Raw genomic sequence first — 21,936 nt, 5'->3', positions numbered from 1 at the left:
CGCTCTTCGGTCGCGAGCGGCCGGCTTGGCGAAGCACGAAGGTTTTATCGCGCGATGTGAGCAGCGGAGAATCGGAGCACTCTGAAATCACGGGACCAGGGGCCTGCTTCGCGCCCGCGAGGAAATTGACGGAGTCCGCTAGGAAAAAGTGCTGGCAGGGTGGGGAATCCTCCGACGGCCGCGCCGTTATAATCCGACACCATGTCTATCCGTTTCGATGCCGCCGACGCCCACTGGCGCGTCACTCCCTTACCCGGCTTCAGCGCCGACCAGAAAGACTGGCTGACCCGTGGCGGTTCGCTGACCGCGCATCTGCGCGCGTTGGGCGCGGTCGCCGTGCGTGTCACGCGCGAAGGCGTCGATTTGCCGTGGGCCGACGAGTCCGCCGCGCTGGGTCTCGCGCCGCGAGCGCCGGTGTGGGTTCGGGAAGTGGTGTTGTCGGTCGGCGGCGTGCCGTTCGTGGCGGCTCATAGTGTCGCGCCGCTGGCGGCGAGCGTGGGCGTGTGGCAGGCCATGCGGCGCTTGCGCACGCGGCCGCTGGCCGAACTGCTGTATAGCGACAGCAGTGTGGCGCGTTCGGCGCTGGTGAGCCGCAGGTTGACCGCGCGGCACCCGCTTTATCACCTGGCCGCGCGTGAAATCGCCGCGCGGCCGCCGCACGCGCTGGTCGCGCGCCGCACGGTGTTCGAGCGTCGCGGCGCGCCGCTGATGGTGACGGAGTGCATGCTGCCGGCGCTGTGGGCGCATCTGGCGCTGCTGTCCGGCGCGCGCGGAGCGGGCGCGCCGTCCGCGCATCCGCGCGTGCGCGAACACGGCCGTCCGCTCGAGCACACTGCGTCGCGCTCGCATCCCGCGGCGCGTACTCCCGGCGAGTGGAGCCGCTGATGCTGCGCGGCTTTCCGCCCGTTACCGCCGCGCATACGCATACACTGATTCTGGGCAGCTTTCCTGGGGAAGCGTCGCTCGCCGCGACGCAGTACTACGCGCATCCGCGCAACCAGTTCTGGAAGCTGCTGGGGACGGTGCTCGATGAACCTCAACTGCATGAGCTCGCCTATGAGCTTCGGCTCGAACGTGTGCTGACGCATGGCATCGGCGTGTGGGACGTGCTCGCCGCGTGTCATCGCGAGGGCAGTCTCGATTCGGCGATCCGCAACGCGACGCCGAATGACTTTGCATCGTTGCGCGAGCATGCGCCGCTGCTGAAGAAAGTGTGCTTCAACGGGAAAACGGCGGGGCGGTTCGCCGAGGTGATCGGCGCGGCGGGCTACGCCACCCTTGTGCTGCCTTCGTCGAGTCCCGCGAATGCTATGCTCTCGTTCGACCAAAAATTGCGTCTCTGGCGCGACATCCTCACATGACTCAATTGATCAAACGCGCATCCGCTGAAGCGCGTGCCTTCCGCAATCGTGACGCCGACACCGCCGGCGGCAAACAGAAAACGCGTCAAGCCAAGCGCACCCCGAAGCGCGCCTCGCGTGAAGACGATCTGCACGACGCACCGCAAATCGAAGCGCCGCGCAAGCCGCGTTTCGCACCGGTGACGTTCTCCGAAGAGGGCGGCGTGCGCTTTCTGCATTTCGGCACGGAGTGGGTGCAAGGCGCCATGCGTCTGCGCAAGCCGGATCACATCGAACTCGAATATGCGCAGCAGATGATGGCCTGGCTGCTGTTCCTCGAAACGCCCAAGCGCATCGTCCAGCTCGGCCTGGGCGCGGCGGCCTTGACCAAGTTCGCGCACCGCTTCCTGAAGCGCGCCAGGGTCGAGGCGGTGGAAGTGAATCCGGCGGTCGTGGTGGCAGCGCGCACGATGTTCGAACTGCCGCACGACGACGCCCGTCTGACCGTGCACGAGACAGACGCATGGGACTTCGTCAACGACCGCGCCAATCACGGCACGATCGGCGCCTTGCAGATCGACGTCTATGACGCCACAGCGCGTGGCCCAGTGCTCGACAGCGTCGCCTTCTACCGTGCGGCGCGCGCCTGCCTGACCGACGCGGGCGTGGTGACGGTGAACCTGTTCGGCGATCACCCGAGCTTCGTGCGCAACATGAAGCGTCTGAACGAAGCCTTCGACGGCCGCGTGGTCGCGTTGCCGGAAGTGCACGACGGCAACCGTATCGCGATTGCATTTTCGGGGCCGGCGCTCGACGTGCCGTTCACGGCGCTGCAGGCACGCGCGAAGCTGATCGAAGCGCAGCTCGGCTTGCCGGCGCGCAAGTGGATCAAAGGACTGCAGGAATCGACCGGCCAGAACGGCGTGTCGTTTTCGGTTTAAGCCTCACCAGCTGAGCGGTCGGGCCGCGCCAAGTCGGTCCGATCGCCATCTCTGCATGGGCCCAACGCCCATGCCGGCCCGCAAAGCACGATCGTGCTGGGGTCGTCCCTGCTTGACCGCATGTTCGCGGCTCCTATACTCTTTCGAAGCTTTCGGGGCGCCCGTGGCCATCTGCGGAGCGGCCAACCGCGGGGCGGCCAACCGCTGCGGGGTTCACCACCCGTCGAACACGGACCAACATTTCAATAATAGGGAAGAGGAGACGTCATGGCTCACGACGCCGACGCGAACAAGGCCAGCAAACGCTGGCTCTGGTTGCTGCTGTTGCCCTGGATCGCAATGATCTGGGTGCCGTCATACAACAAGGTCGAACCGGTGCTGTTCGACTTTCCGTTCTTCTACTGGTACCAGCTCCTGTGGGTGCTGATCAGCGCGGTTATCACGGCGCTCGTGTACTTCAAGACCAAGACCCGTTCCAACGGCCGTTCACAAGGGGGCGCACGCTAATGAATGCCATCGCAACCTTTGTCTTCGTGCTATTTTTCATCGGCGTCACGATTCTCGGCTTTGTCGCGGCCCACTGGCGGCGCGGCGATCTCGCCCATCTGGAAGAGTGGGGCCTCGGCGGCCGCCGGTTTGGCACCATCGTCACGTGGTTTCTGCTCGGCGGGGATCTGTACACCGCGTACACCTTCATCGCCGTGCCGGCTCTGGTGTTCGGTGCGGGCGCAACGGGTTTCTTCGCGCTGCCTTACACGATCCTGATCTATCCGTTCGCGTTCGTGGTGTTTCCGAAGCTGTGGAGCATCGCCAAACGCCAGGGCTACGTGACCTCGGCTGACTTCGTCTCGGCGCGCTATGGCAGCCGGGTGCTCGCGCTGGCAGTGGCCGTGACCGGCATCGTCGCGACCATGCCGTACATCGCGCTGCAGCTGGTCGGTATCGAAGTGGTGCTCGGCGCGCTCGGCTTCGACACGAAGGGTTTCGTCGGCGATCTGCCGCTGATCATCGCATTCGCGATCCTCGCGGCCTACACGTACACGTCGGGTCTGCGCGCACCGGCCATGATCGCGGTGGTCAAGGACATCCTCATCTACGTGACGATCTTTGCAGCGATCATCGTCATTCCGCCGCAACTGGGCGGCTTCGGCCACATCTTCAGCGCGGTGCCACCGGCCAAGCTGCTGCTGAAGGCGCCGGACGTGTCGAGCCTGAACGGCTACAGTGCCTACGCGACACTGGCGGTGGGTTCGGCGCTCGCGCTGTTCCTGTATCCACACTCGATCACGGCGGTGCTGTCGTCCAATTCGGGCAATACGATCCGCCGCAATATGGCGATGCTGCCGGCCTATTCGCTGGTGCTCGGCCTGCTCGCGCTGCTCGGCTTCATGGCGCTCGCCTCGGGCGTGAAGGACATGCCGGAATTCGCGCCGTACTTCAAGGCGTTCGGCCCGAACTTCGCGGTGCCGGCACTGTTCCTGCACTTCTTCCCGTCGTGGTTCGTCGGCGTGGCGTTCGCGGCAATCGGGATCGGCGCGCTGGTGCCGGCGGCGATCATGTCGATTGCGGCCGCGAACCTGTACACCCGCAACATCCACAAGGAGTTCGTCAACCGCAACATGTCGCATGAGCAGGAGACCAATGTCGCGAAGCTGGTCTCGCTGATCGTCAAGGTTGGCGCGGTGGCGTTCATTCTCGGCCTGCCGCTCACGTATGCGATCCAGTTGCAGCTGCTGGGCGGTATCTGGATCATCCAGACGCTGCCGGCCATCGTGCTGGGTCTGTACACGCGCGTGCTCGACTACCGCGGCCTGCTGGCCGGCTGGGCAGCGGGCATTGCCACCGGCACGTGGATGGCGATTTCGCTGAAGCTGGCCGGCTCGATCTTCACGATCCACCTGTTCGGCATGGCGATTCCGGGTTATGCGGCGGTGTGGTCGCTGATCGTGAACCTGGTGGTTTCGATCGTGGTGAGCCTGCTGGTGCGCGCAGCCGGCATGCAGCGCGCGGAAGACCGCACGCGTCCGGAAGACTATCTGGACGTGGTCGAGAGCTAAGCAGCGCGTTGCCGGTGGCCGTTTCACCGGCTTCGGCACGTTGTCACACACGACGCCCGCAGACGAAAGTTTGCGGGCGTTTGTCTTGGCAGGCACTCCAGGGCAGGATAGCGGAATCGTCCTTCACCGCGTCGAGCGCGCCGCCATGGCTTCCGCCCATTCCCGCACCTTGATTCCACGCCGCTCGGCGCTCAGCCGGATGGTGCGCGCGGTGACCTCGCCTTATTACCGCTATCGCCACGCAAAAGTGCTGCACAGCCTGCGTGTCGGGCTGGCCATGCTGGTTTCCATTCTGGCGACCACCGGCATCAACCTTCCGCACGGCATCTGGTCTTCGGTGACGCTGCTGGTGGTGATCGGCGGCTTGCAGCACCACGGCAACATCCGCAAGAAATCGGCCGACCGGGCGGCGGGCACGCTGCTCGGCGCGTCGCTCGGGCTCGGGCTGATCCTGCTGCAAAGCCTGACCGGGTCGCTGCCGCTCACCTATGTGCTGATGTCGATCATCGCGGGCATCTGCGCATGGTTCGCGATCGGCTCATCCGGCTACATCGGGCTGTTGACGGCCATTACCATGTGCATCGTCGCGGGTCACGGCGACAACCAGATCGACGTCGGCCTGTGGCGCACGCTGAATGTGCTGATCGGCATTGTGATCGCGCTGGCGTTTTCGTTCGCGCTGCCGCTGCACGCCACCTATTCGTGGCGCTACGGGATTGCGGCCAATCTGCGCGAGTGCGCGCGCATCTACACGCGCTTGCTGGAAGGCAAGTCGATCAGCGAAGAAGAGCAGGTGAAATACTTCCTGGCGATCAACAAGCGGCTGGTGCAATTGCGCTCGCTGATGCCATCGGTGGCGAAGGAAATCGATGTGCCGCAGTCGAAGCTCGAGGAGATTCAGCGACTGCATCGCTCAGTGCTCAGCGCGCTTGAACTGCTCGCCACTGGCCCGCTGATGCAGGCCGATGCCGCGGCCCGCGCCGCGTATGCCGAGCATTGCGGTCCCGACGTGCGCGCGGTGCGCGCGCTTCTGCTAGCGATTGCGCGCGGACTGCGCTTTGGCCGTGCGACGCATTTCGGCATTCCGGCCGCGTCGCCGCTTGCCAAGGCGAACGTTGACGCGGCGCTTAGACTGCCGCCCGAATATCAGGGGCCGTATTGGCTCGGACAGCGGCTCGCCGAGCAGGTGGACCGGCTACGCGAGCGCTTGCTGGAAATTGAACCAAACTGGAACATCGAACGGCATTCGCGGACCGTGCTGAAGGTTTAGGCGGCGGGTCGCGCCGCCTCAACGCCTTTAGCCCTCCGGTACCGTCACCATCCACGCGAGGCCGAAGCGGTCCACGACCATGCCGAAGCCCTTGCTCCAGAAGGTGGGCTGAAACGGCATCATGATCTGGCCGCCGTCGGCGAGCGCGTTGAAGTATTTCTCGGCGCCGGCAGCGTCGTCGGCGGTGAGCGACAGGCTGAAGCCGTTCATCGAACCCGCTTTGGGATCGCACTGACCGTCCGAGCACATCCAGTCGGAGGTGCCGATGCGCACGCTGGCGTGCATGATCTTCTCTTCGAGACCGGGGCGCGGCGCGTTATTCGGATCCGGCGGCGCGTCCTTGAAGCGCATCTTCATGGTCACTTCGGCGCCGAGCTTGGCAGTGTAGTAGTCGAGCGCTTCTTCGCAACGGCCATTGAAAAAGACATAAGGCTGAAGGTACATGATCGTCTCCCGGAATATGGGTAAGCGGCGCCGAAAACTCTCGGAAATGCCGACGAGAGCTGGCGTGCAAATGATTGTAGGCGTCCGGTACGAGGGAATTGTGACTATATGTCGTAGGGAGAAGCGGCGGTTGTCACACGGCAGATGCAACCGCCGGCAACCAGTGCTCAGCGCACCCGCTTAACGCAGCCGGTAAATGCACCCGATAAGCGCATCCGCTCAACACACCCGGTAAACGGCGCGCGGCCCAGAACCGTGAGGTCCGGGGCCGCGCGTTCGGTTGCTAAGCGGCAGGGCGCCGGCCAACGCAATCGCAAGCTAAAGCGACCGAGGGCCTGCGCCTTCCGAGCGGCGCTTAACGCAGCGCTTCGATCATCTTTTCCAGCTTGACGGCGTCGGCGGCGAATGCGCGGATACCTTCCGCGAGCTTCTCGGTCGCCATGGCTTCGTCGTTGACGAGGAAGCGGAACGAGGCTTCGTCGACCGGCACGCGTTCGATAGCCGCATCTTTGGAGCCTTCCGGCGACAGCTTGCGCTCCACCGTGTCGGTGCTGTCCTGCAATTTTTGCAGCAGATCCGGGCTGATGGTCAGCAGATCGCAGCCCGCCAGTTCCAGAATCTGGCCCGGCGTGCGGAAGCTCGCGCCCATCACCTCAGTCTTGTAGCCGAACTTCTTGTAGTAAGCATAGATGCGGCGCACCGACTGGACGCCTGGGTCGTTGGCGCCGCCGTCTTTCGCTTCGTCCCATGCGCTGCCGGCGTTCTTCTTGTACCAGTCGTAAATGCGGCCGACGAACGGCGAAATCAGTTGCGCGCCCGCTTCGGCACAGGCAGCGGCCTGGGCGAGCGAGAACAGCAGGGTCATGTTGCAGCGAATGCCTTCCTTCTGCAGCACTTCCGCCGCGCGGATGCCTTCCCACGTGGACGCCAGCTTGATCAGCACGCGTTCGCGCTCGATCCCGTGCTCCTTATACAGCGCGATCAGTTCGCGCCCCTTGGCGATCGAGGCTTCGACGTTGAACGACAGGCGTGCGTCGACTTCGGTCGACACGCGGCCCGGAATGATCTTGAGGATTTCGGTGCCGAATGCGATCAGCAACTGGTCGATGATTGCGCCAACCGGTTTCGACGCATGCGCTTTCACGGTCTTTTCGAGCAGTGGCCGGTAGTCGTCTTTCTGCACCGCCTTCAGGATCAGCGACGGATTGGTGGTCGCGTCCCGCGGCTTGTACTGGGCCAGCTGCTGGAAGTCGCCGGTGTCGGCGACGACGGTGGTGTATTGCTTGAGTTGATCGAGTGCGGTTGTCATGTTCGGGCCTTCAGGGCGCGCGTGCGCCGTGGTTCAGGAGAAATGAGATTGCCGCCGGTCTGACAGACAAACCAGCTCCGGCGGCCGCGGGTCACGCCGCAGCGCCGCCCGCCGTGTTGCCGGGAAGCGCTGCCGGATGCTTCTATTCTATGGCCGATTGCCTGATGCAGTCATGACACTTGCCGCCGGCGATTCGTTCACGCGGATTTCGGGCCGCGATTTTCCGTTTCAGGGATACGCAGCAAGCGCTGTGCCGTGGTGCCATCCCGGCGGACGCTCAGCCTCGCCGGGCGGTGAGCATCAGTTGCGTCAGCAGGCCCGCCACCAGGCCCCAGAATGCCGAGCCGATGGAGAGCAGAGTCAGGCCGGACGCCGTCACCATGAAGGTGACCAGTGCGGCCTCGCGCTGCTTCCAGTCCTGCATGGCGTTGGTGAGGCCGCTCATGATCGAGCCGAACAGCGCCAGTGCCGCGACGGAGACCACCAGCGCCTTCGGCAAGGCCGCGAACAGCGCGGCGATGGTCGCGCCGAACGTCCCGGCGATCAGATAGAAGATGCCGCACCACATCGCGGCGGTGTAACGCTTGTTGCGGTTTTCGTGGGCTTCATGGCCAGTGCAGATCGCCGCGGTGATCGCCGCAAGATTGATGCCGTGCGAGCCGAACGGCGCGAGCAGCAGCGAGGCGATGCCGGTGGTCGAAATCAGCGGCGCGGACGGGGTGGTGTAGCCGCAGGCGCGAAGCACGGCGATGCCTGGCACGTTTTGCGACGCCATGGCGACGACAAAGAGCGGAATGCCGACGCTGATGCTGGCCGCCACCGAGAACGCCGGCATGGTGAACACCGGATGCGCCAGCGCGACGTGAAAGCGGCTGAAATCGAGCAGTCCGAGCCCGCCGGCGGCGGCAGTGCCGACGATCAGCGTCGTGAGAATCGCGTAGCGGGGTGCGAACCGCTTGACGATCAGATAGGTGAAGAACATGGTCAGCACGAGCGCGGTCTGGTACTGCGCCGCGCGGAAAATCTCGATGCCGATCTCGAACAGAATGCCCGCCAGCAAGGCCGAGGCGATCCCGGCCGGAATCCTCTTCATCAGCGTATCGAACCAGCCCGTCAGGCCGACGAGGGTGAGCAGCAGCGCGCAGACGATAAACGCGCCGATTGCCTCGCTATAAGCCACGTGCGGCAGCGACGACACCAGCAGCGCCGCGCCGGGCGTCGACCACGCAATCACGATCGGGGCGCGAAACCGCAGCGAGAGGCCGATCGTACAGACGGCCATGCCGATCGACAGGGCCCAGATCCAGGACGAAATCTGCGCATCGGTCAGATGGGCCGCCTGGCCCGCCTGGAACATCAACACGAGCGAACTGGTGTAGCCCGTCATCATCGCGACGAAACCGGCGACGATGGCGGACAGCGAGGTGTCGGCGAACGGATTGAGGCGTGCAGCCGGTTCAGGTGGTTTAGCGGCGGGGGACAAATCGGGCGAGGAGGACGGGCTCATGCAGATACTGGCTGGTCGTTGAAGGTAAAGCGCGTGCGGACTATTTGCTCAAAGCGCGCATGGCGGTTTCGAGGCCGGCGAGCGTGAGCGGATACATGCGGTGGCCGAGCACGTCGCGGATCGCGCTGACCGACTGCCGGTACGTCCACAGGCCCTCCGGCTCCGGATTGAGCCACGCGTGGTGGGGGAACTGGTCGGCGAGGCGGCGCAGCCAGACGGCGCCGGCCTCGGCGTTGTTGTACTCCACCGAGCCGCCCGGCTGCAGCACTTCGTACGGGCTCATCGTCGCGTCGCCGACGAAGATGAGCTTGTAGTCGGGCGTGAATTTGTGCAGCACGTCCCACGTCGGGATGCGTTCGGTGTGACGGCGGCGATTGTTCTTCCACAGGAAGTCGTACACGCAGTTGTGGAAGTAGTAGAACTCGAGGTGCTTGAACTCGGCCTTGGCGGCGGAAAAGAGCTCCTCGGTGCGCTTGATGTGATCGTCCATCGAGCCGCCCACGTCGAGCAGCATCAGCACTTTCACCTTGTTGTGGCGCTCCGGCACCATCTTCAGGTCGAGCCAGCCTGCGTTCGCGGCCGTGCTGCGGATCGTGTCGGGCAGGTCGAGCTCTTCGGCGGCGCCTTCGCGGGCGAAACGGCGCAGGCGGCGCAGCGCAATCTTGATGTTGCGCGTGCCGATTTCGACCTGATCGTCGTAATCGCGATAGGCGCGGGCTTCCCAGACCTTCACACCAGTGCGGTTGCCCGCCGAGTCGCCGCCGATGCGCACGCCTTCCGGGTTAAAGCCGCCATTGCCGAACGGCGAAGTGCCGCCGGTGCCGATCCACTTGTTGCCGCCTTCATGGCGCTCTTTCTGTTCGTCGAACAGTTCCTTCAGGCGTTCCATGAGCTTGTCGAGGCCGCCCATCGCTTCGATCTGCGCTTTTTCTTCCGGCGACAGATCGCGCTGCAGTTTTTTCTTCAGCCAGTCGAGCGGAATGTCGAAGGCCAGCTCCGAGGCTTGCGCGGCGCCTTTGAAATACGCGCCGAACGCCTGGTCGAACTTGTCGAAGTACTGCTCGTCCTTGATCAGCGTGATGCGCGCGAGGTAGTAGAACTCGTCGAGCGACGGCGCGATCACGTTCGCCTTGAGCGCTTCGAGCAGCGTCAGGTATTCCTTCACCGAAACCGGCAGTTTGGCGGCGCGCAGCGAGTAGAAGAAGTCGATCAGCATGCTGGATCCTCGGGCGGCGGGTGGCCGGTGCGCTCAGTCAACGATTAATCAACGGTTGTTGCGGTTCATGAAAATCAGCCGCTCGAACAGGTTCACGTCCTGCTCGTTTTTCAGCAGTGCGCCGTGCAGCGGCGGAATGATCTGCTTCTGATCGGACGAGCGCAGTGCTTCGGCCGGAATATCCTCGGCGAGCAGCAGCTTGAGCCAGTCGAGCAGTTCCGAGGTGGACGGCTTCTTCTTCAGTCCGGCGACGTTGCGCAACTCGAAAAAGCTCTGCATGGCGGCCGCGAGCAGGTCCTTCTTGATGCCGGGGTAGTGCACCTCGACGATCTGCTGCATCGTGACCGGATCGGGAAACTTGATGTAGTGGAAGAAGCAGCGGCGCAGGAACGCGTCGGGCAGCTCCTTCTCGTTGTTCGACGTGATGATGACGAGCGGGCGGTGTTTCGCGCGGATCAGCTCGTGCGTCTCGTACACATAGAACTCCATGCGGTCGAGTTCGCGCAGCAGGTCGTTGGGGAATTCAATGTCGGCCTTGTCGATCTCGTCGATCAGCAGCACCGTTTGCTGGTCCGATTCGAATGCCTGCCACAGCACGCCCTTGACGATGTAATTGCGGATGTCCTTGACGCGCTCGTCGCCGAGCTGTGAATCGCGCAGGCGCGACACCGCGTCGTACTCGTACAGGCCCTGCTGGGCCTTGGTGGTGGACTTGATGTGCCACTGCAAGAGCGGCATGCCGAGCGCGGCGGCGACTTCTTCGGCCAGCATGGTCTTGCCCGTGCCGGGTTCACCCTTGATCAGCAATGGGCGCTTGAGCGTCATCGCGGCGTTGACCGCGAGCTTGAGGTCGTCGGTGGCGACGTACTGCGATGAGCCTTCGAAACGCATGGCGAGCTGCTCTTTTTGGGAAAAAACCCAGTATAAGTCAGAAGGCCTGTTGGCCTGAAACCGCCTCGCGTAAGGTGTCACCCGCGGTGTCGCCGGGTGCAACGAGTCCCCAGGCGGCGCCGGCGGGCGGCCCCGCCTGCCCGGCGAGCCCGGTGGGCGGGCGCTCCGGGCGGGTTGGGCCACATGCGGCGGCCCGGCGGCGGCCGGATGCGCCGCCTGCCTTGCGCTGTGGACGTTCGGCGCGGCGTCGCGGTACAATTAGCCCGATTTTTTTGCCTGCGTGGCTACCGTATAAGAATAACGGCGCGGGCCGTTGCCTTTCTGGTCGCCCGTTTCCCCTCAAGCCAGGTTACATGCTATGAATAAATTCGTTGGCAAACATGTCGTGATCGCAGCGCTGTCGGTGCTCGCGGGCTATACGGCCAGTGCGCAGGCAGCGGATGTCGTTGGCAACGCGAAGGCGGGCCAGGGCAAGGTCGCGATGTGTATCGGCTGCCACGGCATCCCTGAATACCGCACGGCTTACCCTGAGGTCTACCGCGTCCCGATGCTCGGCGGCCAGAATCAGGCGTACCTCGAAAACGCCCTGCACGGCTACAAGAAGGGCGACCGCCATTTCGAAACGATGCGCGCCATCACCGCGTCGCTGTCGGATCAGGATATCGCCGACATCGCTGCCTACTACGCAGCGCAAAATTCCTCTTCGAAGAACAATCCCGACAAGTGATCGGCTGCGATCATCCATCCAGTCACTCGGCAATTAAATTCGCGGGATAGGAGAATTCATGAATAAGCCCCAACAGGCACTCCACACGGTGTTCAAGGCTGCATGCGCGTCGGCGGCAGTGATCGGTCTGGTCGCAGCGATCGTCGCGCACGCCGCCGACGCCGGCAACGGCAAGGTGCTGGCGGATAGCCACAACTGCGCGGCTTGCCACGGCGTCAATCTGAACAAGCCGGTCAGCCCGGAATATCCGAAGCTCGCCGGTCAGCACTCCGATTACGTGTACTGGGCGCTGCGCCAGTATCAGATGGGCAACGGTAACCCGCACCTCGGCCGCAACAACGCGATCATGCAGGCGCAGGTGCAAAGCCTGTCGCAAAGCGACATGAAAGACATCGCAGCCTACGTCGAATCGCTGAACGGCGATCTGGTGCAGAAGAAGTAAGCGAATCGCGTGCTTTGCACGCCGCTTTCAGATTGCGCTTGCAGATTGCGCTTTCAGATTGAATAACACCCCGCTTCGGCGGGGTGTTGTGCTTTTGGGGCGTTCGGGGGCGTGTGTCCCGGCCGCCTTGCCGTCAGTCGCGCGTGGCGCGCCGCTCGATGCGCTGCAGATACGCGTCCGTATCCGGCGGCGTTCCGGTGCGCTGCGCTTCCCAGATGGTTTCGCCGAGACAGTCCATGATGGCGTGCTGAGCCTCGTGAGTCGAGCCGAGGCGGGCGGCGAGCCGCTCGTGTGCGGCGCGAATGCCGGGCGGCTGGTCGATCGACAGCTGTTCGGTGATCGCCAGATGCATCGACAGATGCAGGAACGGGTTGGTCTGGCCGCGTTCGGGCGAATAGTCCTGGGCCTGGGCGGCGTCGCCGTCGGTCAGGTCGGCGTGGTATTCGGGGTGCTCGACGATCCAGTCGGCGGCGATTGCCTCAAGGGGCGTCAGGATCTCGCCTTGACGCTGCTTGCGCCAGGTGTCGGTGAAAAAGAGGCGGACTTCGTCGCGGCTGGGATTGAACATCGTGAGACCGGTTGCGTTGAGTAGGGCGTGTGCTGGCGCGCCTTGGGGTGCGCCGCCGGCCGCGGGAAGCGGCGGGACAGAGGGCATCATTTTACGCTGGGGCGGAGCGGGCCGCTGGCGGCACGCCCGCCATCGCCGTCCAGACCCGCCACGCTCATAAATCCGGCGGCGGCGTTTTCGGACGGAACTCGCACAGCGGCTCGATCACGCAGTGCCAGCATTCGGGTCGGCGCGCCTTGCACACATAACGCCCGTGCAGGATCAGCCAGTGGTGCGCGTCCTGTTTGAACTCGGCGGGCGTGAATTTCTCCAGCGCCGATTCGACCGCGCGAACATCCTTGCCGGGGGCGAGACCGGTTCGATTCGCAACCCGAAAGATGTGCGTATCCACCGCGATGGTCGGATGACCGAACGCGGTGTTCAGAATCACGTTCGCCGTTTTCCGGCCGACACCCGGCAGGCTCTCGAGCGCTTCCCGGTCTTCCGGCACCTCGCCGCCGTACTGGTCGAGCAGAATGCGGCAAGTCGCGATAACGTTCTTCGCCTTGTTGCGATACAGGCCAATGGTCTTGATGTAGCCGGCCACGCCTTCTTCACCGAGATCGAACACCTGCTGCGGAGTGTTCGCAACCGGGAACATCTTGCGCATGGCCTTGTTGACGGAGACGTCGGTGGCCTGGGCCGACAGCAGCACGGCAATCAGCAGTTCGAACGGAGTGGTGTACTCCAGTTCGGTGGTCGGATGCGGGTTGAGACTCTGAAGCGTCTCGTAGATGGCGCGGCGTTTGTTCGCGTTCATGCGGGGCGTGAAGGTGCGGTTAGCGCTTGTCGGACGGCGTGGCGGGATCGTCTTGGGCGACTCCGAGGCGGCGGCGGCGTGCTTCGGCGGCGTCGATTTGCGCCTGCACGTCGGCGCTGACACGCTCGGTGTTCAGCGGGCCCTCGCCCTTGGCCGCCATTTCTTCCTTCTTCTTGCGAGCACGTTCGAGCGCGGCCTGGATGATCGCGCGTTTCTTCGCTTCGGCGTCGTCGGCAACGGGGGCGGTGGTGGGCGGTGTGGCGCCGGCCGGCGTTGCATCGGCTGGCTGGTCGACGGCACGAATGCCGGCTCGCCGCGCTGCAGCACGGGCGTCGGCGGCCGAACGGTCGCGCGTGAGAAGAGCTTAGTGGCGGTCATGCCGGGCGCGCGCGGCGTCGGCCTGGGCTTGGCTCCATGCGTCCCAACCCGTTGCCTCGCCGGTGACCGGCGGCATGGCAATGCAGTCGACCGGGCAGGGCGGCACGCACAGATCGCAGCCAGTGCAGAGTTCGGCGATCACCGTGTGCATCTGTTTCGGTGCGCCAACTATTGCATCGACCGGACAGGCCTGCATGCACAACGTGCAGCCGATGCAAACTTGTTCGTCGATAACCGCCACGGGGCGCGGCCGTTCGACGCCGTTGGCGGAATTGAGCGGAATCACCGGCTTGCCGAGCAGGGCGGCCAGACGCGCAACACCTTCGGCGCCGCCCGGCGGGCATTGATTGTAGTTGGCCTCGCCGCTTGCCACGGCTTCGGCATAGGGACGGCATGCGGGGTAACCGCACTTGGTGCATTGCGTCTGGGGAAGCAGATCTTCGATGCGGTCTGCGAGTGTGTTGGTCTCTGTCACGGTCACGACGTTGGGGCTTGGCTTGCGGCCGAACAGCTTGAACTAAATAGCACATTATCGCCGATTTCCCCAATTGCCATCCGCAATCCATGTGCCATAATCGAAGCGCTTTTTCGAAAGACCGCAGGAGGGTGTCCCCCAACCATGGCGCGCCCGTTCAGTGCTGTCGGTGCAAGGCCCGAGGAGAGGCCGGCGGCGCGATCCGGATAACGCGGCTCACGAAGACGATGCCACCATGAATCAGCCGAAAATCAAAAGAGATCCTGAAGGCACACGGCGCCGCATTCTGCTCGCGGCGGCCGAAGAGTTTGCAAATGGAGGGCTGTTCGGCGCGCGCGTCGATCAGATTGCCCGTCGCGCGGAAACGAATGAACGCATGCTCTACTACTACTTCGGTAGCAAGGAGCAGCTTTTCACCGCTGTTCTCGAGCATGCATTCAGCGCGCTCAACGAGGCGGAACGCACGCTCGAACTCAATGGCATTGCACCGGTCGAGGCCATTACGCGCCTCGCGCATTTTGTTTGGGATTACTACCGCGACCATCCTGAGCTGCTGCGTCTCGTGAACAACGAGAATCTGCATGAAGCACGCTATATGTCGAAATCGACGCGCATCCGCGAAATGATCTCGCCCATCGTCGCCACGCTCGGCAGCATTCTCGAACGAGGGCAACGCGCGGGCCTGTTTCGCACCAATGTCGATCCGCTGCGCTTCTACGTCACGCTCTCCGGCATGGGTTACTACATCGTGTCGAACCGCTTTACGCTCGAAGCCACGCTTGGCCGCGACTTCAGCAGCGCGGGCGAGCGCAGTGAAGTGATCCAGATGAACACCGAGTTGCTGCTCGCGTACCTGTTGCGCAAGTGAAGCGGTAAGTGCCCTGAACAAAAAACGGCCTCCGAGGAGGCCGTTTTTTCAATCGTGCTCAGGGTGCTCAGGCTTCGACTTTTTCTTTCGCGACCTTCGGCGCCTTGTTGTGCTCGAGGATGAAGTCGCGCAGCTGCGGGTAGATGATGGTGCGCCACCGGCGTCCCGAGAAAATGCCGTAGTGGCCGCATTTTTCCGCGGTGAAATGACGCTTGTCGCTCTCCGGAATGCCCGTGCACAGGTCGTGCGCGGCGTAGGTCTGGCCGTCGCCGGAAATGTCGTCCAGCTCGCCTTCGATCGTGAAGAGCGCCGTCTTCCTGATGTCCTGCGGCTTCACCCGTTCGCCGGCGACGTCCCACGTGCCTTCCGCCAGGCTGAATTCCTGGAACACCACGCGGATCGTGTCGAGGTAATAGTCCGCGTCCATGTCGAGCACGGCGTTGTACTCGTCGTAGAAGCGGCGGTGCGCTTCCGCGTCGTCTTCGTCGCCGCGCAGCAGGCTCTGGTAGTAGTCCCAGTGCGACGCCGCGTGACGCTCCGGATTCATTGCCACGAAACCGGTGTGCTGCAAAAAGCCCGGGTAAACCTTACGGCCCACGCCCGGATAATTCGGCGGCACCGTGAAAATCACGTTGTTTTCGAACCACTCGTACGAGTGCTGCGTGGCAAGCGAGTTGACCGAGGTCGGGCTCTTGCGCGCGTCGATCGGGCCACCCATCATCGTCATGGTGCGCGGCGTGTCTTCGCCGCGGCTCGCCAGCAACGAAATGGCGGCGAGCACCGGAACGGTGGGCTGGCACACCGAGATCACGTGCAGGTTCTTCGCGCCGATATGGCGGATGAATTCCTGGATGTAGGCGACGTAGTCGTCGAGATGAAACTGGCCGGCTTCGAGCGGCACCATGCGAGCGTCGATCCAGTCGGTCAGATACACCTTGTGGTCTTGCAGCAACGTGCGCACGGTGTCGCGCAACAGCGTGGCGTGGTGTCCTGACAACGGTGCGCAGACCAGCACGATCGGCTCGTCTTTCAATTGGGTAACAGCGTCGCTGTCGTCCGCGAAGCGCTTGAAGCGCATCAGGCGGCAAAACGGCTTTTCGATAATGGTCTGTTCAATGATCGGGATGTTATGCCCGTCTTTGACGATCTGATGCAGGTTGAACTCAGGCTTTTCGTAATCTTTGCCAAGCCGGTACAGGAGTTCGTAGCCGGCTGATAGACGCGTGGCGCCCGGCACGTAAGCCAAAGGGCTGGCGGGATTCGCGAACGATTTGGAGGCGGCCTGGGCCCAGGCGGTAAGCGGGCTCAACATCGCCCGCTGGAATTCGTGAAATTGATAGAGCATGGGTGCTCCGGGTTAAGCGGTTTGCATGGCGCTTCGCAATCACGCGAGGAGCGTTGCGGCAGGCCGTATTGGTTGTGGGTACATTGATTTTCGGCCAATGGACTGAACGATCATATCGAACAAAGCGTACTTGTGCAATGCAGCAATTTTACGTACGACTCGCACGAAAACTGTCATTAAATCATGCTACCGGCGATGTTGCCGCGCCGCTATCGGGGGTTGCCGCAGCCTCAAGTCAGGATTGCCTGATGCCGTTATGTGGCGGTTGGCCGGCTGCCTGCGCCATGGCCTGCTCATGTTTCATCAGGTTCAGGCCCGTGTGCACCAGCGCAACATGCGAAAACGCCTGCGGGAAGTTGCCGACCAGACGCTGTGTAACCGGATCGTATTCTTCCGAAAGCAAACCGACATCGTTGCATAGCGCGAGCAGCCGTTCGTACATGCCGATGGCTTCCTCGATGCGCCCCTGCAACGCGAGATTGTCCACCATCCAGAACGAGCACGCGAGAAACGTGCCTTCGCCGGGCGGCAGGCCGTCGTCGTATTCGGTGGTGCGGTAGCGCATCACGAAGCCGTCGTGCATCAGGTCTTTCTCGATCGCGGCCACCGTGCCTTTGACGCGCGGATCCTGCGGCGGCAGGAACGCGACCAGCGGCATCAGCAGCACGCTCGCGTCGAGCTGGTCGCTGCCGTAGCTTTGCGAGAACGCGTTGAGCGCCGGATTCCACGCCTTCTCGCAGACCTCCGCGTGAATGGCCGCGCGGGTGGCGCGCCATTCGTCGAGCGGGCCGTCGAGCTGGAACTGTTCCGCCGACTTGATGGCGCGGTCGAAGGCGACCCACGCCATGACCTTCGAGAAGGTGAAGTGCTGGCGGCCGCCGCGCGTTTCCCAGATGCCTTCGTCGGGTTCCTGCCAGATCGTATCGAGGTGGCGAAGCAGCGCGCGCTGCACGTTCCACGCGGTGTCGTCCGCCTGCAGACCGACGACGCGCGCGAGATGCAGCGCATTCATCACTTCGCCGTAGACGTCGAGCTGGCGCTGGCCGACCGCGTTGTTACCGATCCGCACCGGCCTCGCGTCCTGGTAGCCCGGCAGCCAGTCGACTTCGAACTCGGGCAAGCGCCGCTCGCCCGCGAGGCCATACATGATCTGCAACTGATCCGGCGCGCCGGCCATGACGCGGCCGAGCCAGGTGCGCCACGCGCGTGCTTCGTCGTAGTAGCCGCCGCGCATCATCGCGAACAGGGTGATCGTGGCGTCGCGCAGCCAGCAGTAGCGGTAGTCCCAATTGCGGGTGCCGCCGAGCTGCTCCGGCAAGGAGGTGGTGGGCGCGGCGACGATCCCGCCTGTCGGCTCGTAGGCGAGCGCCTTCAGCGTGATCAGGGAGCGGCGGATCGGCTCGGCCCAGCGTCCCTGCACGGTGCTGCGCGCCGACCATTCCAGCCAGTGGTTCTCAGTGCGCGCGAGCGACGTGTGCGGATCGCGTGCCGGCGGAATGCGCAGATGCGAGGCCGCATAGGCCAGTGAAAACGGCACCCGCTCGCCCTCGCGGACGGTGAAGTCGGCCACCGTCTTCATGTCTTCGCCGCGCAACTCGACGGGGGTGCGCAGCACCGCGGTGTCCGGGCCGACGATCGCCTTGATGCCGCTGTCGTGTTCCAGGCGGTCGACCCACGGAATCGAAAAACCGTAGTCGAAGCGCAGCACCAGCTCCATTTTCATGCGCACCGTGCCGCGTTTGCCGACCACGAGCCGCACCATCTCCGACCAGCCGTTGCCCGGCGGCATGAAGTCGATCAGCGTGACGGCGCCCTCGGCGGTCTCGAAATCGGTTTCGAGGATCAGCGTTTCGCCGCGGTAACGGCGGGTGATGACCGGCGCGGTGTCCGAGACCGGCGAGATCAGCCAGCGGCCGTTCGCGGGCGTGCCGAGCAGGGCTGCGAAGCAGGCGCCGGAATCGAAGCGCGGCCAGCAGAGCCAGTCGACGGAACCTTCGCGGGAGATGAGCGCGGCCGTGTGGCCGTCGCCGATGAGCGCATAGTCTTCGATGAGTGCGGGCATGGAGGATTGGATCCGTATGGCGCGCAGCGGCGGCCGCCACGCGCGGGGTCGTTGTTCTTAGCTGACTCGCCCAATGCGATGTGGTTCATCCCGCATTGTGGTTAATTTCGGGTTGGTAAATGGTTAAATCACTGCCTACAATCGGATTTCCTGCCGCTGTGCGGCACCTTCAGGATTGTCAACCAGCCGCGCCCATGGCGTGTGCAAACGCCGTTTCCGAGGACTCAAGCTATGCTGAACCCGTCGAAAACCGATTGCATCACAATACTCTCGGCAGCCAGTGAGCTCGCCGACGATTCGATGTTGCCGCTAGATTATGGCCGGCTGGGCCTGAGCCGCAACGGCATGCTGGCCGCCGCGACCTTTCTGATCGAACGGGCCTGCTTCCGGCATCACCGGGAAGATGACGGCCATTATGCGGTCGGCGCGTTGTCGCTGCAGGGGCGCTGGCGTCTCGAGCAGCTTTCGAACGGCTGAGCGCCGGCGCGCGCTTCGCCCGCTTCATTCCTGCTTCACGTGTGGTCGGTGCGTGGTCCGCTTCAGGCGGGACCGCGCAGGCCGGTTGCTGCCCAGACGCTTCAGAAGTGTGACGACCCCACGCCCATAATCCCGATGATCCCGATGATGATCAGATAGAGCGCGACGATGTAGCTCAACAGGCGCGGCATGATAAGAATCAGAATGCCGGCGATCAGCGAAACCAGCGGGCCCAGGCTGAGTGTGATGTTCATGAAGACTCCGTAGAGGGGGACGCGATTGAAAAAAACGTCCCGCGAAGCGGGACAATGGCCAACCATTCAGCGCTGCACAAGCCAACCGCCGCCAGCCGCACTGGCTGCGTCAATCGGCACGACACCGGCACAACACCGGCGCAAGGCCAACACAACGCCGGCACAACGCTCTTATACTTGCCCCGATAAGAAAAAACGCTTGACTCAATGCGCGGCAGACCAGAGACACCGTGACAACCAGTTCAGTCAGATAATCTGTGTCCAGGAGGTCGTATGCCTTGTCGTCACCGCGCTGCCCGCTCGATCATAAAAGGTTTCGTGCTCATGGTCTCGATTGTTGCTTCGCATGCGTTTGCGCAAGATTCCGGCCCGGTCCCCGCCGACGGAGTTTATGACATGCTGATTGGCACTTATACGGGCGCCAGAAGCGAAGGCCTGTATGTCTACCGCTTCGACACGAAGACCGGTGAGGCGACGCGCGTATCGGTTGCGCAGACGGTCAATCCGTCCTACCTCGTGGTCAGCCGCGACCGCCGCTTCGTCTACGCGGTCAACGAACTGCCCGGCGACAACGGCCCGGCCACGCAGCGCGGCGGCATCAGCGCGTTTCGCTTCGACGCCGCGAGCGGCCAGCTGACTTTCCTCAACAAGGTTTCCGCGGACGGCAACGATCCGTGCTACCTGAAAATTTCGCCGGACGGCAAGTATCTGCTGACCGCGAACTATTCGGTGGCGGCCGACCCGGGTGGCAGTTTCGCGGTGTTCCCGCTGCAGGCCGACGGCCAGGTGGGCACGTCGGTGCTCACGGTGCATCATGAAGGCGGCGGTCCGGTGAAAGGACGGCAGGACAACTCGCACGTTCACTCCACCGTGTTCTCGCCGGACGGCCACTATCTGTTCGCGCAGGATCTCGGCGCCGACAAGCTATACGCGTACCGCTACACGCCGGACGGCAGCCGCGGCCTGTTCGGCCCGACCGACTGGCGCTATACCCAGGAAAAGGCGGGCAGCGGGCCGCGCCATCTGGTGTTCGGCGCCGATGGCAAGCACGCCTACCTGACGAGCGAACTGGCCGCCACGGTCAGCACCTTCAACTATGACGACGGCAGGCTCACGCAGGTGCAGACCCTCTCGCTGACCGAGCCGGGCTTCAAGGGCTCGGTGGGCGCGGCGGCCCTCCATCTGTCGCCGGATGGGCGCTTCCTGTACGCCACCAATCGCGGCGATGCGAACGACATTGTGATTTTTTCGGTCGATCCCGCCAACGGGCATCTGAAGAAGATCGGGCATCAATCGAGCCTGGGCAAGTCGCCGCGTGAGTTCGCGATCGATCCGACCGGCAACTGGCTGATCGTCGGCAATCAGAACAGCGATACCGTCTATGTGTTCAAGCGCGATCAGGAGAGCGGCCTGCTCGAAGCGAATCCGAAGCATTTCGAGCTCGGCTCGCCAGTGGACTTCAAGCTGGTTTCACCGTCGCCATAAGGCCATAGCGCCATAGGCTCATCGGGCGCGCGCTCAATGGAAAACGGGCCGCTCTTTATCGAGCGGCCCGTTTTGTTTTGCGGTTGAATCGACCTTGATCGCGGCCACCGCGCCCGCTTACTCAGCCGGCCCTGGCGCGAGCACTTCACGGCTGCCGTTAATGCCCATGGGAGACACCAGGCCCGCGGTTTCCATCTGTTCGACGAGACGCGCCGCGCGGTTATAGCCGATGCGCAACTGCCGTTGCACCGACGAGATCGACGCGCGCCGCGTGCGCACCACGAAGGCCACGGCTTCGTCGTAAAGCGGATCGGCTTCCGCATCCGGCGCTTCGCCGAACAGGTCCTGCGCCGCGCCGCCATCGGTGGCCGGGCCGTCGAGAATGCCTTCCTCGTATTGCGGTTCGCCGAACTGTTTCAGATACTCGACGATCCGGTGCACTTCCTCGTCGGCGACGAAGGCGCCATGCACGCGCTGCGGGTAGCCCGTGCCGGGCGGCAGGAACAGCATGTCGCCCTGGCCGAGCAGCGACTCGGCGCCCATCTGATCGAGAATCGTGCGCGAATCGATTTTCGACGACACCTGGAAGGCCACGCGCGTCGGAATGTTCGCCTTGATGAGGCCGGTGATCACGTCCACGGAGGGGCGCTGCGTCGCCAGAATCAGATGGATGCCGGCGGCGCGCGCTTTCTGTGCGAGCCGCGCGATCAGCTCTTCGATCTTCTTGCCGGCCACCATCATCAGGTCGGCCAGCTCGTCGATCACCACCACGATCAGCGGCAGCGGCGCGAGCGGCTCGGGCGCTTCCGGCGTCAGCGAGAACGGGTTGCCGAGCTTCTTGCCCTTGGCTTCGGTGTCGCGGATCTTCTGGTTGAAGCCGGCCAGATTGCGCACCCCGACCGCGGACATCAGGCGGTAGCGCTTTTCCATTTCGCCGACGCCCCAGTTCAGCGCGTTGGCGGCCAGCTTCATGGCGGTTACGACCGGCGCGAGCAGATGCGGAATGCCTTCGTAGACCGACAGTTCCAGCATCTTCGGGTCGATCATGATGGGGCGCACTTCTTCGGGGGTCGCCTTGTAG

The 21,936-nt window shown here is 63.7% G+C and carries 22 protein-coding genes and 1 pseudogene; 11 read left to right on the top strand and 12 right to left on the bottom strand.

The genetic code is table 11. From position 1 onward, the window contains the following. The first annotated feature begins 201 nt into the window (after positions 1-201). From A6V37_RS37705 to A6V37_RS37680, 6 genes are all read left to right on the top strand, one after another. Positions 202-885 (top strand): chorismate--pyruvate lyase family protein, encoded by a 684-nt coding sequence (locus A6V37_RS37705; RefSeq protein ID WP_064286914.1) that lies wholly within the window; start codon positions 202-204, stop codon positions 883-885. Beyond that, on the top strand, positions 885-1,361 hold the full coding sequence (locus tag A6V37_RS37700; RefSeq protein WP_064272229.1) for a DNA-deoxyinosine glycosylase: 477 nt from the start codon (positions 885-887) through the stop codon (positions 1,359-1,361). Before A6V37_RS37705 ends, A6V37_RS37700 begins: the two co-directional genes overlap by 1 nt. After that, the gene (locus tag A6V37_RS37695; protein ID WP_064272227.1) at positions 1,358-2,281 is read left to right on the top strand and encodes a class I SAM-dependent methyltransferase; all 924 of its coding nucleotides are present in this window, start codon (positions 1,358-1,360) and stop codon (positions 2,279-2,281) included. Before A6V37_RS37700 ends, A6V37_RS37695 begins: the two co-directional genes overlap by 4 nt. 267 nt (positions 2,282-2,548) lie before the next feature. Then, on the top strand, positions 2,549-2,788 hold the full coding sequence (locus A6V37_RS37690; RefSeq protein ID WP_064272225.1) for a DUF3311 domain-containing protein: 240 nt from the start codon (positions 2,549-2,551) through the stop codon (positions 2,786-2,788). After that, positions 2,788-4,338, top strand: coding sequence for a monocarboxylate uptake permease MctP (mctP, locus tag A6V37_RS37685; protein ID WP_064286913.1), 1,551 nt, complete (start codon positions 2,788-2,790; stop codon positions 4,336-4,338). Before A6V37_RS37690 ends, mctP begins: the two co-directional genes overlap by 1 nt. 145 nt (positions 4,339-4,483) lie before the next feature. After that, positions 4,484-5,608, top strand: a complete 1,125-nt coding sequence (locus A6V37_RS37680; RefSeq protein WP_207547702.1) for an FUSC family protein — start codon at positions 4,484-4,486, stop codon at positions 5,606-5,608. 27 nt (positions 5,609-5,635) lie between these two features. Here the strand turns inward: A6V37_RS37680 and A6V37_RS37675 are convergent, their stop codons facing one another. The 5 genes from A6V37_RS37675 to A6V37_RS37655 all read right to left on the bottom strand — a co-directional run bounded on the left by A6V37_RS37675 (position 5,636) and on the right by A6V37_RS37655 (position 10,975). Next, positions 5,636-6,052, bottom strand: coding sequence for a VOC family protein (locus A6V37_RS37675; protein WP_064272222.1), 417 nt, complete (start codon positions 6,050-6,052; stop codon positions 5,636-5,638). 355 nt (positions 6,053-6,407) lie between these two features. After that, the gene (gene tal, locus A6V37_RS37670; RefSeq protein WP_064272221.1) at positions 6,408-7,361 is read right to left on the bottom strand and encodes a transaldolase; all 954 of its coding nucleotides are present in this window, start codon (positions 7,359-7,361) and stop codon (positions 6,408-6,410) included. Between the two features lie 277 nt (positions 7,362-7,638). Further along, positions 7,639-8,868: a benzoate/H(+) symporter BenE family transporter gene (locus A6V37_RS37665; RefSeq protein ID WP_064286912.1), complete on the bottom strand. Its 1,230-nt coding sequence runs from the start codon at positions 8,866-8,868 to the stop codon at positions 7,639-7,641. Between the two features lie 40 nt (positions 8,869-8,908). Next, positions 8,909-10,084 carry a vWA domain-containing protein gene (locus A6V37_RS37660; RefSeq protein WP_064272219.1) on the bottom strand — a complete coding sequence of 392 codons (1,176 nt, stop codon included), beginning with the start codon at positions 10,082-10,084 and terminating at the stop codon, positions 8,909-8,911. Between the two features lie 48 nt (positions 10,085-10,132). Further along, positions 10,133-10,975: an AAA family ATPase gene (locus tag A6V37_RS37655; RefSeq protein WP_064272218.1), complete on the bottom strand. Its 843-nt coding sequence runs from the start codon at positions 10,973-10,975 to the stop codon at positions 10,133-10,135. Between the two features lie 358 nt (positions 10,976-11,333). Between A6V37_RS37655 and A6V37_RS37650 the strand changes: the two genes are divergently transcribed. Together A6V37_RS37650 and A6V37_RS37645 are read left to right on the top strand one after the other, a co-directional pair. Then, positions 11,334-11,702: a c-type cytochrome gene (locus A6V37_RS37650; protein ID WP_064272217.1), complete on the top strand. Its 369-nt coding sequence runs from the start codon at positions 11,334-11,336 to the stop codon at positions 11,700-11,702. Positions 11,703-11,760: 58 nt separating this feature from the next. Continuing rightward, a complete protein-coding gene (locus tag A6V37_RS37645; RefSeq protein ID WP_064286911.1) occupies positions 11,761-12,144 on the top strand; it encodes a c-type cytochrome in 384 nt (127 codons plus the stop codon). Positions 12,145-12,277: 133 nt separating this feature from the next. Here the strand turns inward: A6V37_RS37645 and A6V37_RS37640 are convergent, their stop codons facing one another. From A6V37_RS37640 to rsxB, 3 genes and pseudogenes are all read right to left on the bottom strand, one after another. Then, positions 12,278-12,712: a DUF1841 family protein gene (locus A6V37_RS37640; protein ID WP_035551992.1), complete on the bottom strand. Its 435-nt coding sequence runs from the start codon at positions 12,710-12,712 to the stop codon at positions 12,278-12,280. A 154-nt stretch (positions 12,713-12,866) separates the two neighbouring features. Next, a complete protein-coding gene (nth, locus tag A6V37_RS37635) occupies positions 12,867-13,511 on the bottom strand; it encodes an endonuclease III (protein ID WP_064272215.1) in 645 nt (214 codons plus the stop codon). Positions 13,512-13,530: 19 nt separating this feature from the next. Continuing rightward, a pseudogene (gene rsxB, locus A6V37_RS37630) lies at positions 13,531-14,364 on the bottom strand (electron transport complex subunit RsxB). A 235-nt stretch (positions 14,365-14,599) separates the two neighbouring features. Between rsxB and A6V37_RS37625 the strand changes: the two are divergent. Next, positions 14,600-15,232: a TetR/AcrR family transcriptional regulator gene (locus A6V37_RS37625; protein ID WP_064272359.1), complete on the top strand. Its 633-nt coding sequence runs from the start codon at positions 14,600-14,602 to the stop codon at positions 15,230-15,232. A 67-nt stretch (positions 15,233-15,299) separates the two neighbouring features. On the opposite strand, the gene A6V37_RS37620 is transcribed toward A6V37_RS37625, so the two are convergent. Together A6V37_RS37620 and A6V37_RS37615 are read right to left on the bottom strand one after the other, a co-directional pair. Then, a complete protein-coding gene (locus A6V37_RS37620; RefSeq protein WP_064272214.1) occupies positions 15,300-16,577 on the bottom strand; it encodes a polyhydroxyalkanoate depolymerase in 1,278 nt (425 codons plus the stop codon). Between the two features lie 235 nt (positions 16,578-16,812). Next, a complete protein-coding gene (locus A6V37_RS37615) occupies positions 16,813-18,639 on the bottom strand; it encodes a glycoside hydrolase family 15 protein (protein WP_064286910.1) in 1,827 nt (608 codons plus the stop codon). A 231-nt stretch (positions 18,640-18,870) separates the two neighbouring features. Here A6V37_RS37615 and A6V37_RS37610 point away from each other — a divergent pair, with 231 nt between their 5' ends. After that, the gene (locus A6V37_RS37610) at positions 18,871-19,116 is read left to right on the top strand and encodes a hypothetical protein (RefSeq protein ID WP_064272211.1); all 246 of its coding nucleotides are present in this window, start codon (positions 18,871-18,873) and stop codon (positions 19,114-19,116) included. Between the two features lie 101 nt (positions 19,117-19,217). Here the strand turns inward: A6V37_RS37610 and A6V37_RS39800 are convergent, their stop codons facing one another. Beyond that, positions 19,218-19,370, bottom strand: coding sequence for a DUF3096 domain-containing protein (locus A6V37_RS39800; RefSeq protein WP_075643627.1), 153 nt, complete (start codon positions 19,368-19,370; stop codon positions 19,218-19,220). A 273-nt stretch (positions 19,371-19,643) separates the two neighbouring features. On the opposite strand from A6V37_RS39800, the gene A6V37_RS37605 reads away from it, so the two are divergent. Beyond that, on the top strand, positions 19,644-20,855 hold the full coding sequence (locus tag A6V37_RS37605; RefSeq protein WP_064272209.1) for a lactonase family protein: 1,212 nt from the start codon (positions 19,644-19,646) through the stop codon (positions 20,853-20,855). Between the two features lie 117 nt (positions 20,856-20,972). On the opposite strand, the gene A6V37_RS37600 is transcribed toward A6V37_RS37605, so the two are convergent. Continuing rightward, positions 20,973-21,936: DNA translocase FtsK (locus A6V37_RS37600; protein ID WP_279616181.1), on the bottom strand; the 964-nt coding region annotated here is incomplete at its 5' end.

The organism is Paraburkholderia ginsengiterrae, from assembly GCF_001645125.1.
In the GTDB taxonomy this organism is placed as follows: domain Bacteria; phylum Pseudomonadota; class Gammaproteobacteria; order Burkholderiales; family Burkholderiaceae; genus Paraburkholderia; species Paraburkholderia ginsengiterrae.
Note: the sequence above shows the minus strand (reverse complement) of the source record. Positions and strands in the feature narration are given on the sequence as shown.

Excerpts from the sequence above, each read along its gene's own strand:
- A6V37_RS37665 (WP_064286912.1), bottom strand. The coding sequence starts at position 8,868 with ATGAGCCCGTCCTCCTCGCCCGATTTGTCCCCCGCCGCTAAACCACCT.
- A6V37_RS37700 (WP_064272229.1), top strand. The coding sequence starts at position 885 with ATGCTGCGCGGCTTTCCGCCCGTTACCGCCGCGCATACGCATACACTG.
- A6V37_RS37645 (WP_064286911.1), top strand. The coding sequence starts at position 11,761 with ATGAATAAGCCCCAACAGGCACTCCACACGGTGTTCAAGGCTGCATGC.
- tal (WP_064272221.1), bottom strand. The coding sequence starts at position 7,361 with ATGACAACCGCACTCGATCAACTCAAGCAATACACCACCGTCGTCGCC.
- mctP (WP_064286913.1), top strand. The coding sequence starts at position 2,788 with ATGAATGCCATCGCAACCTTTGTCTTCGTGCTATTTTTCATCGGCGTC.
- A6V37_RS37690 (WP_064272225.1), top strand. The coding sequence starts at position 2,549 with ATGGCTCACGACGCCGACGCGAACAAGGCCAGCAAACGCTGGCTCTGG.
- A6V37_RS37625 (WP_064272359.1), top strand. The coding sequence starts at position 14,600 with ATGAATCAGCCGAAAATCAAAAGAGATCCTGAAGGCACACGGCGCCGC.
- A6V37_RS37605 (WP_064272209.1), top strand. The coding sequence starts at position 19,644 with ATGCCTTGTCGTCACCGCGCTGCCCGCTCGATCATAAAAGGTTTCGTG.
- A6V37_RS37610 (WP_064272211.1), top strand. The coding sequence starts at position 18,871 with ATGCTGAACCCGTCGAAAACCGATTGCATCACAATACTCTCGGCAGCC.
- A6V37_RS37650 (WP_064272217.1), top strand. The coding sequence starts at position 11,334 with ATGAATAAATTCGTTGGCAAACATGTCGTGATCGCAGCGCTGTCGGTG.
- A6V37_RS37695 (WP_064272227.1), top strand. The coding sequence starts at position 1,358 with ATGACTCAATTGATCAAACGCGCATCCGCTGAAGCGCGTGCCTTCCGC.
- A6V37_RS39800 (WP_075643627.1), bottom strand. The coding sequence starts at position 19,370 with ATGAACATCACACTCAGCCTGGGCCCGCTGGTTTCGCTGATCGCCGGC.
- A6V37_RS37675 (WP_064272222.1), bottom strand. The coding sequence starts at position 6,052 with ATGTACCTTCAGCCTTATGTCTTTTTCAATGGCCGTTGCGAAGAAGCG.
- A6V37_RS37680 (WP_207547702.1), top strand. The coding sequence starts at position 4,484 with ATGGCTTCCGCCCATTCCCGCACCTTGATTCCACGCCGCTCGGCGCTC.
- A6V37_RS37615 (WP_064286910.1), bottom strand. The coding sequence starts at position 18,639 with ATGCCCGCACTCATCGAAGACTATGCGCTCATCGGCGACGGCCACACG.
- A6V37_RS37640 (WP_035551992.1), bottom strand. The coding sequence starts at position 12,712 with ATGTTCAATCCCAGCCGCGACGAAGTCCGCCTCTTTTTCACCGACACC.
- A6V37_RS37620 (WP_064272214.1), bottom strand. The coding sequence starts at position 16,577 with ATGCTCTATCAATTTCACGAATTCCAGCGGGCGATGTTGAGCCCGCTT.
- A6V37_RS37705 (WP_064286914.1), top strand. The coding sequence starts at position 202 with ATGTCTATCCGTTTCGATGCCGCCGACGCCCACTGGCGCGTCACTCCC.
- A6V37_RS37655 (WP_064272218.1), bottom strand. The coding sequence starts at position 10,975 with ATGCGTTTCGAAGGCTCATCGCAGTACGTCGCCACCGACGACCTCAAG.
- A6V37_RS37660 (WP_064272219.1), bottom strand. The coding sequence starts at position 10,084 with ATGCTGATCGACTTCTTCTACTCGCTGCGCGCCGCCAAACTGCCGGTT.
- nth (WP_064272215.1), bottom strand. The coding sequence starts at position 13,511 with ATGAACGCGAACAAACGCCGCGCCATCTACGAGACGCTTCAGAGTCTC.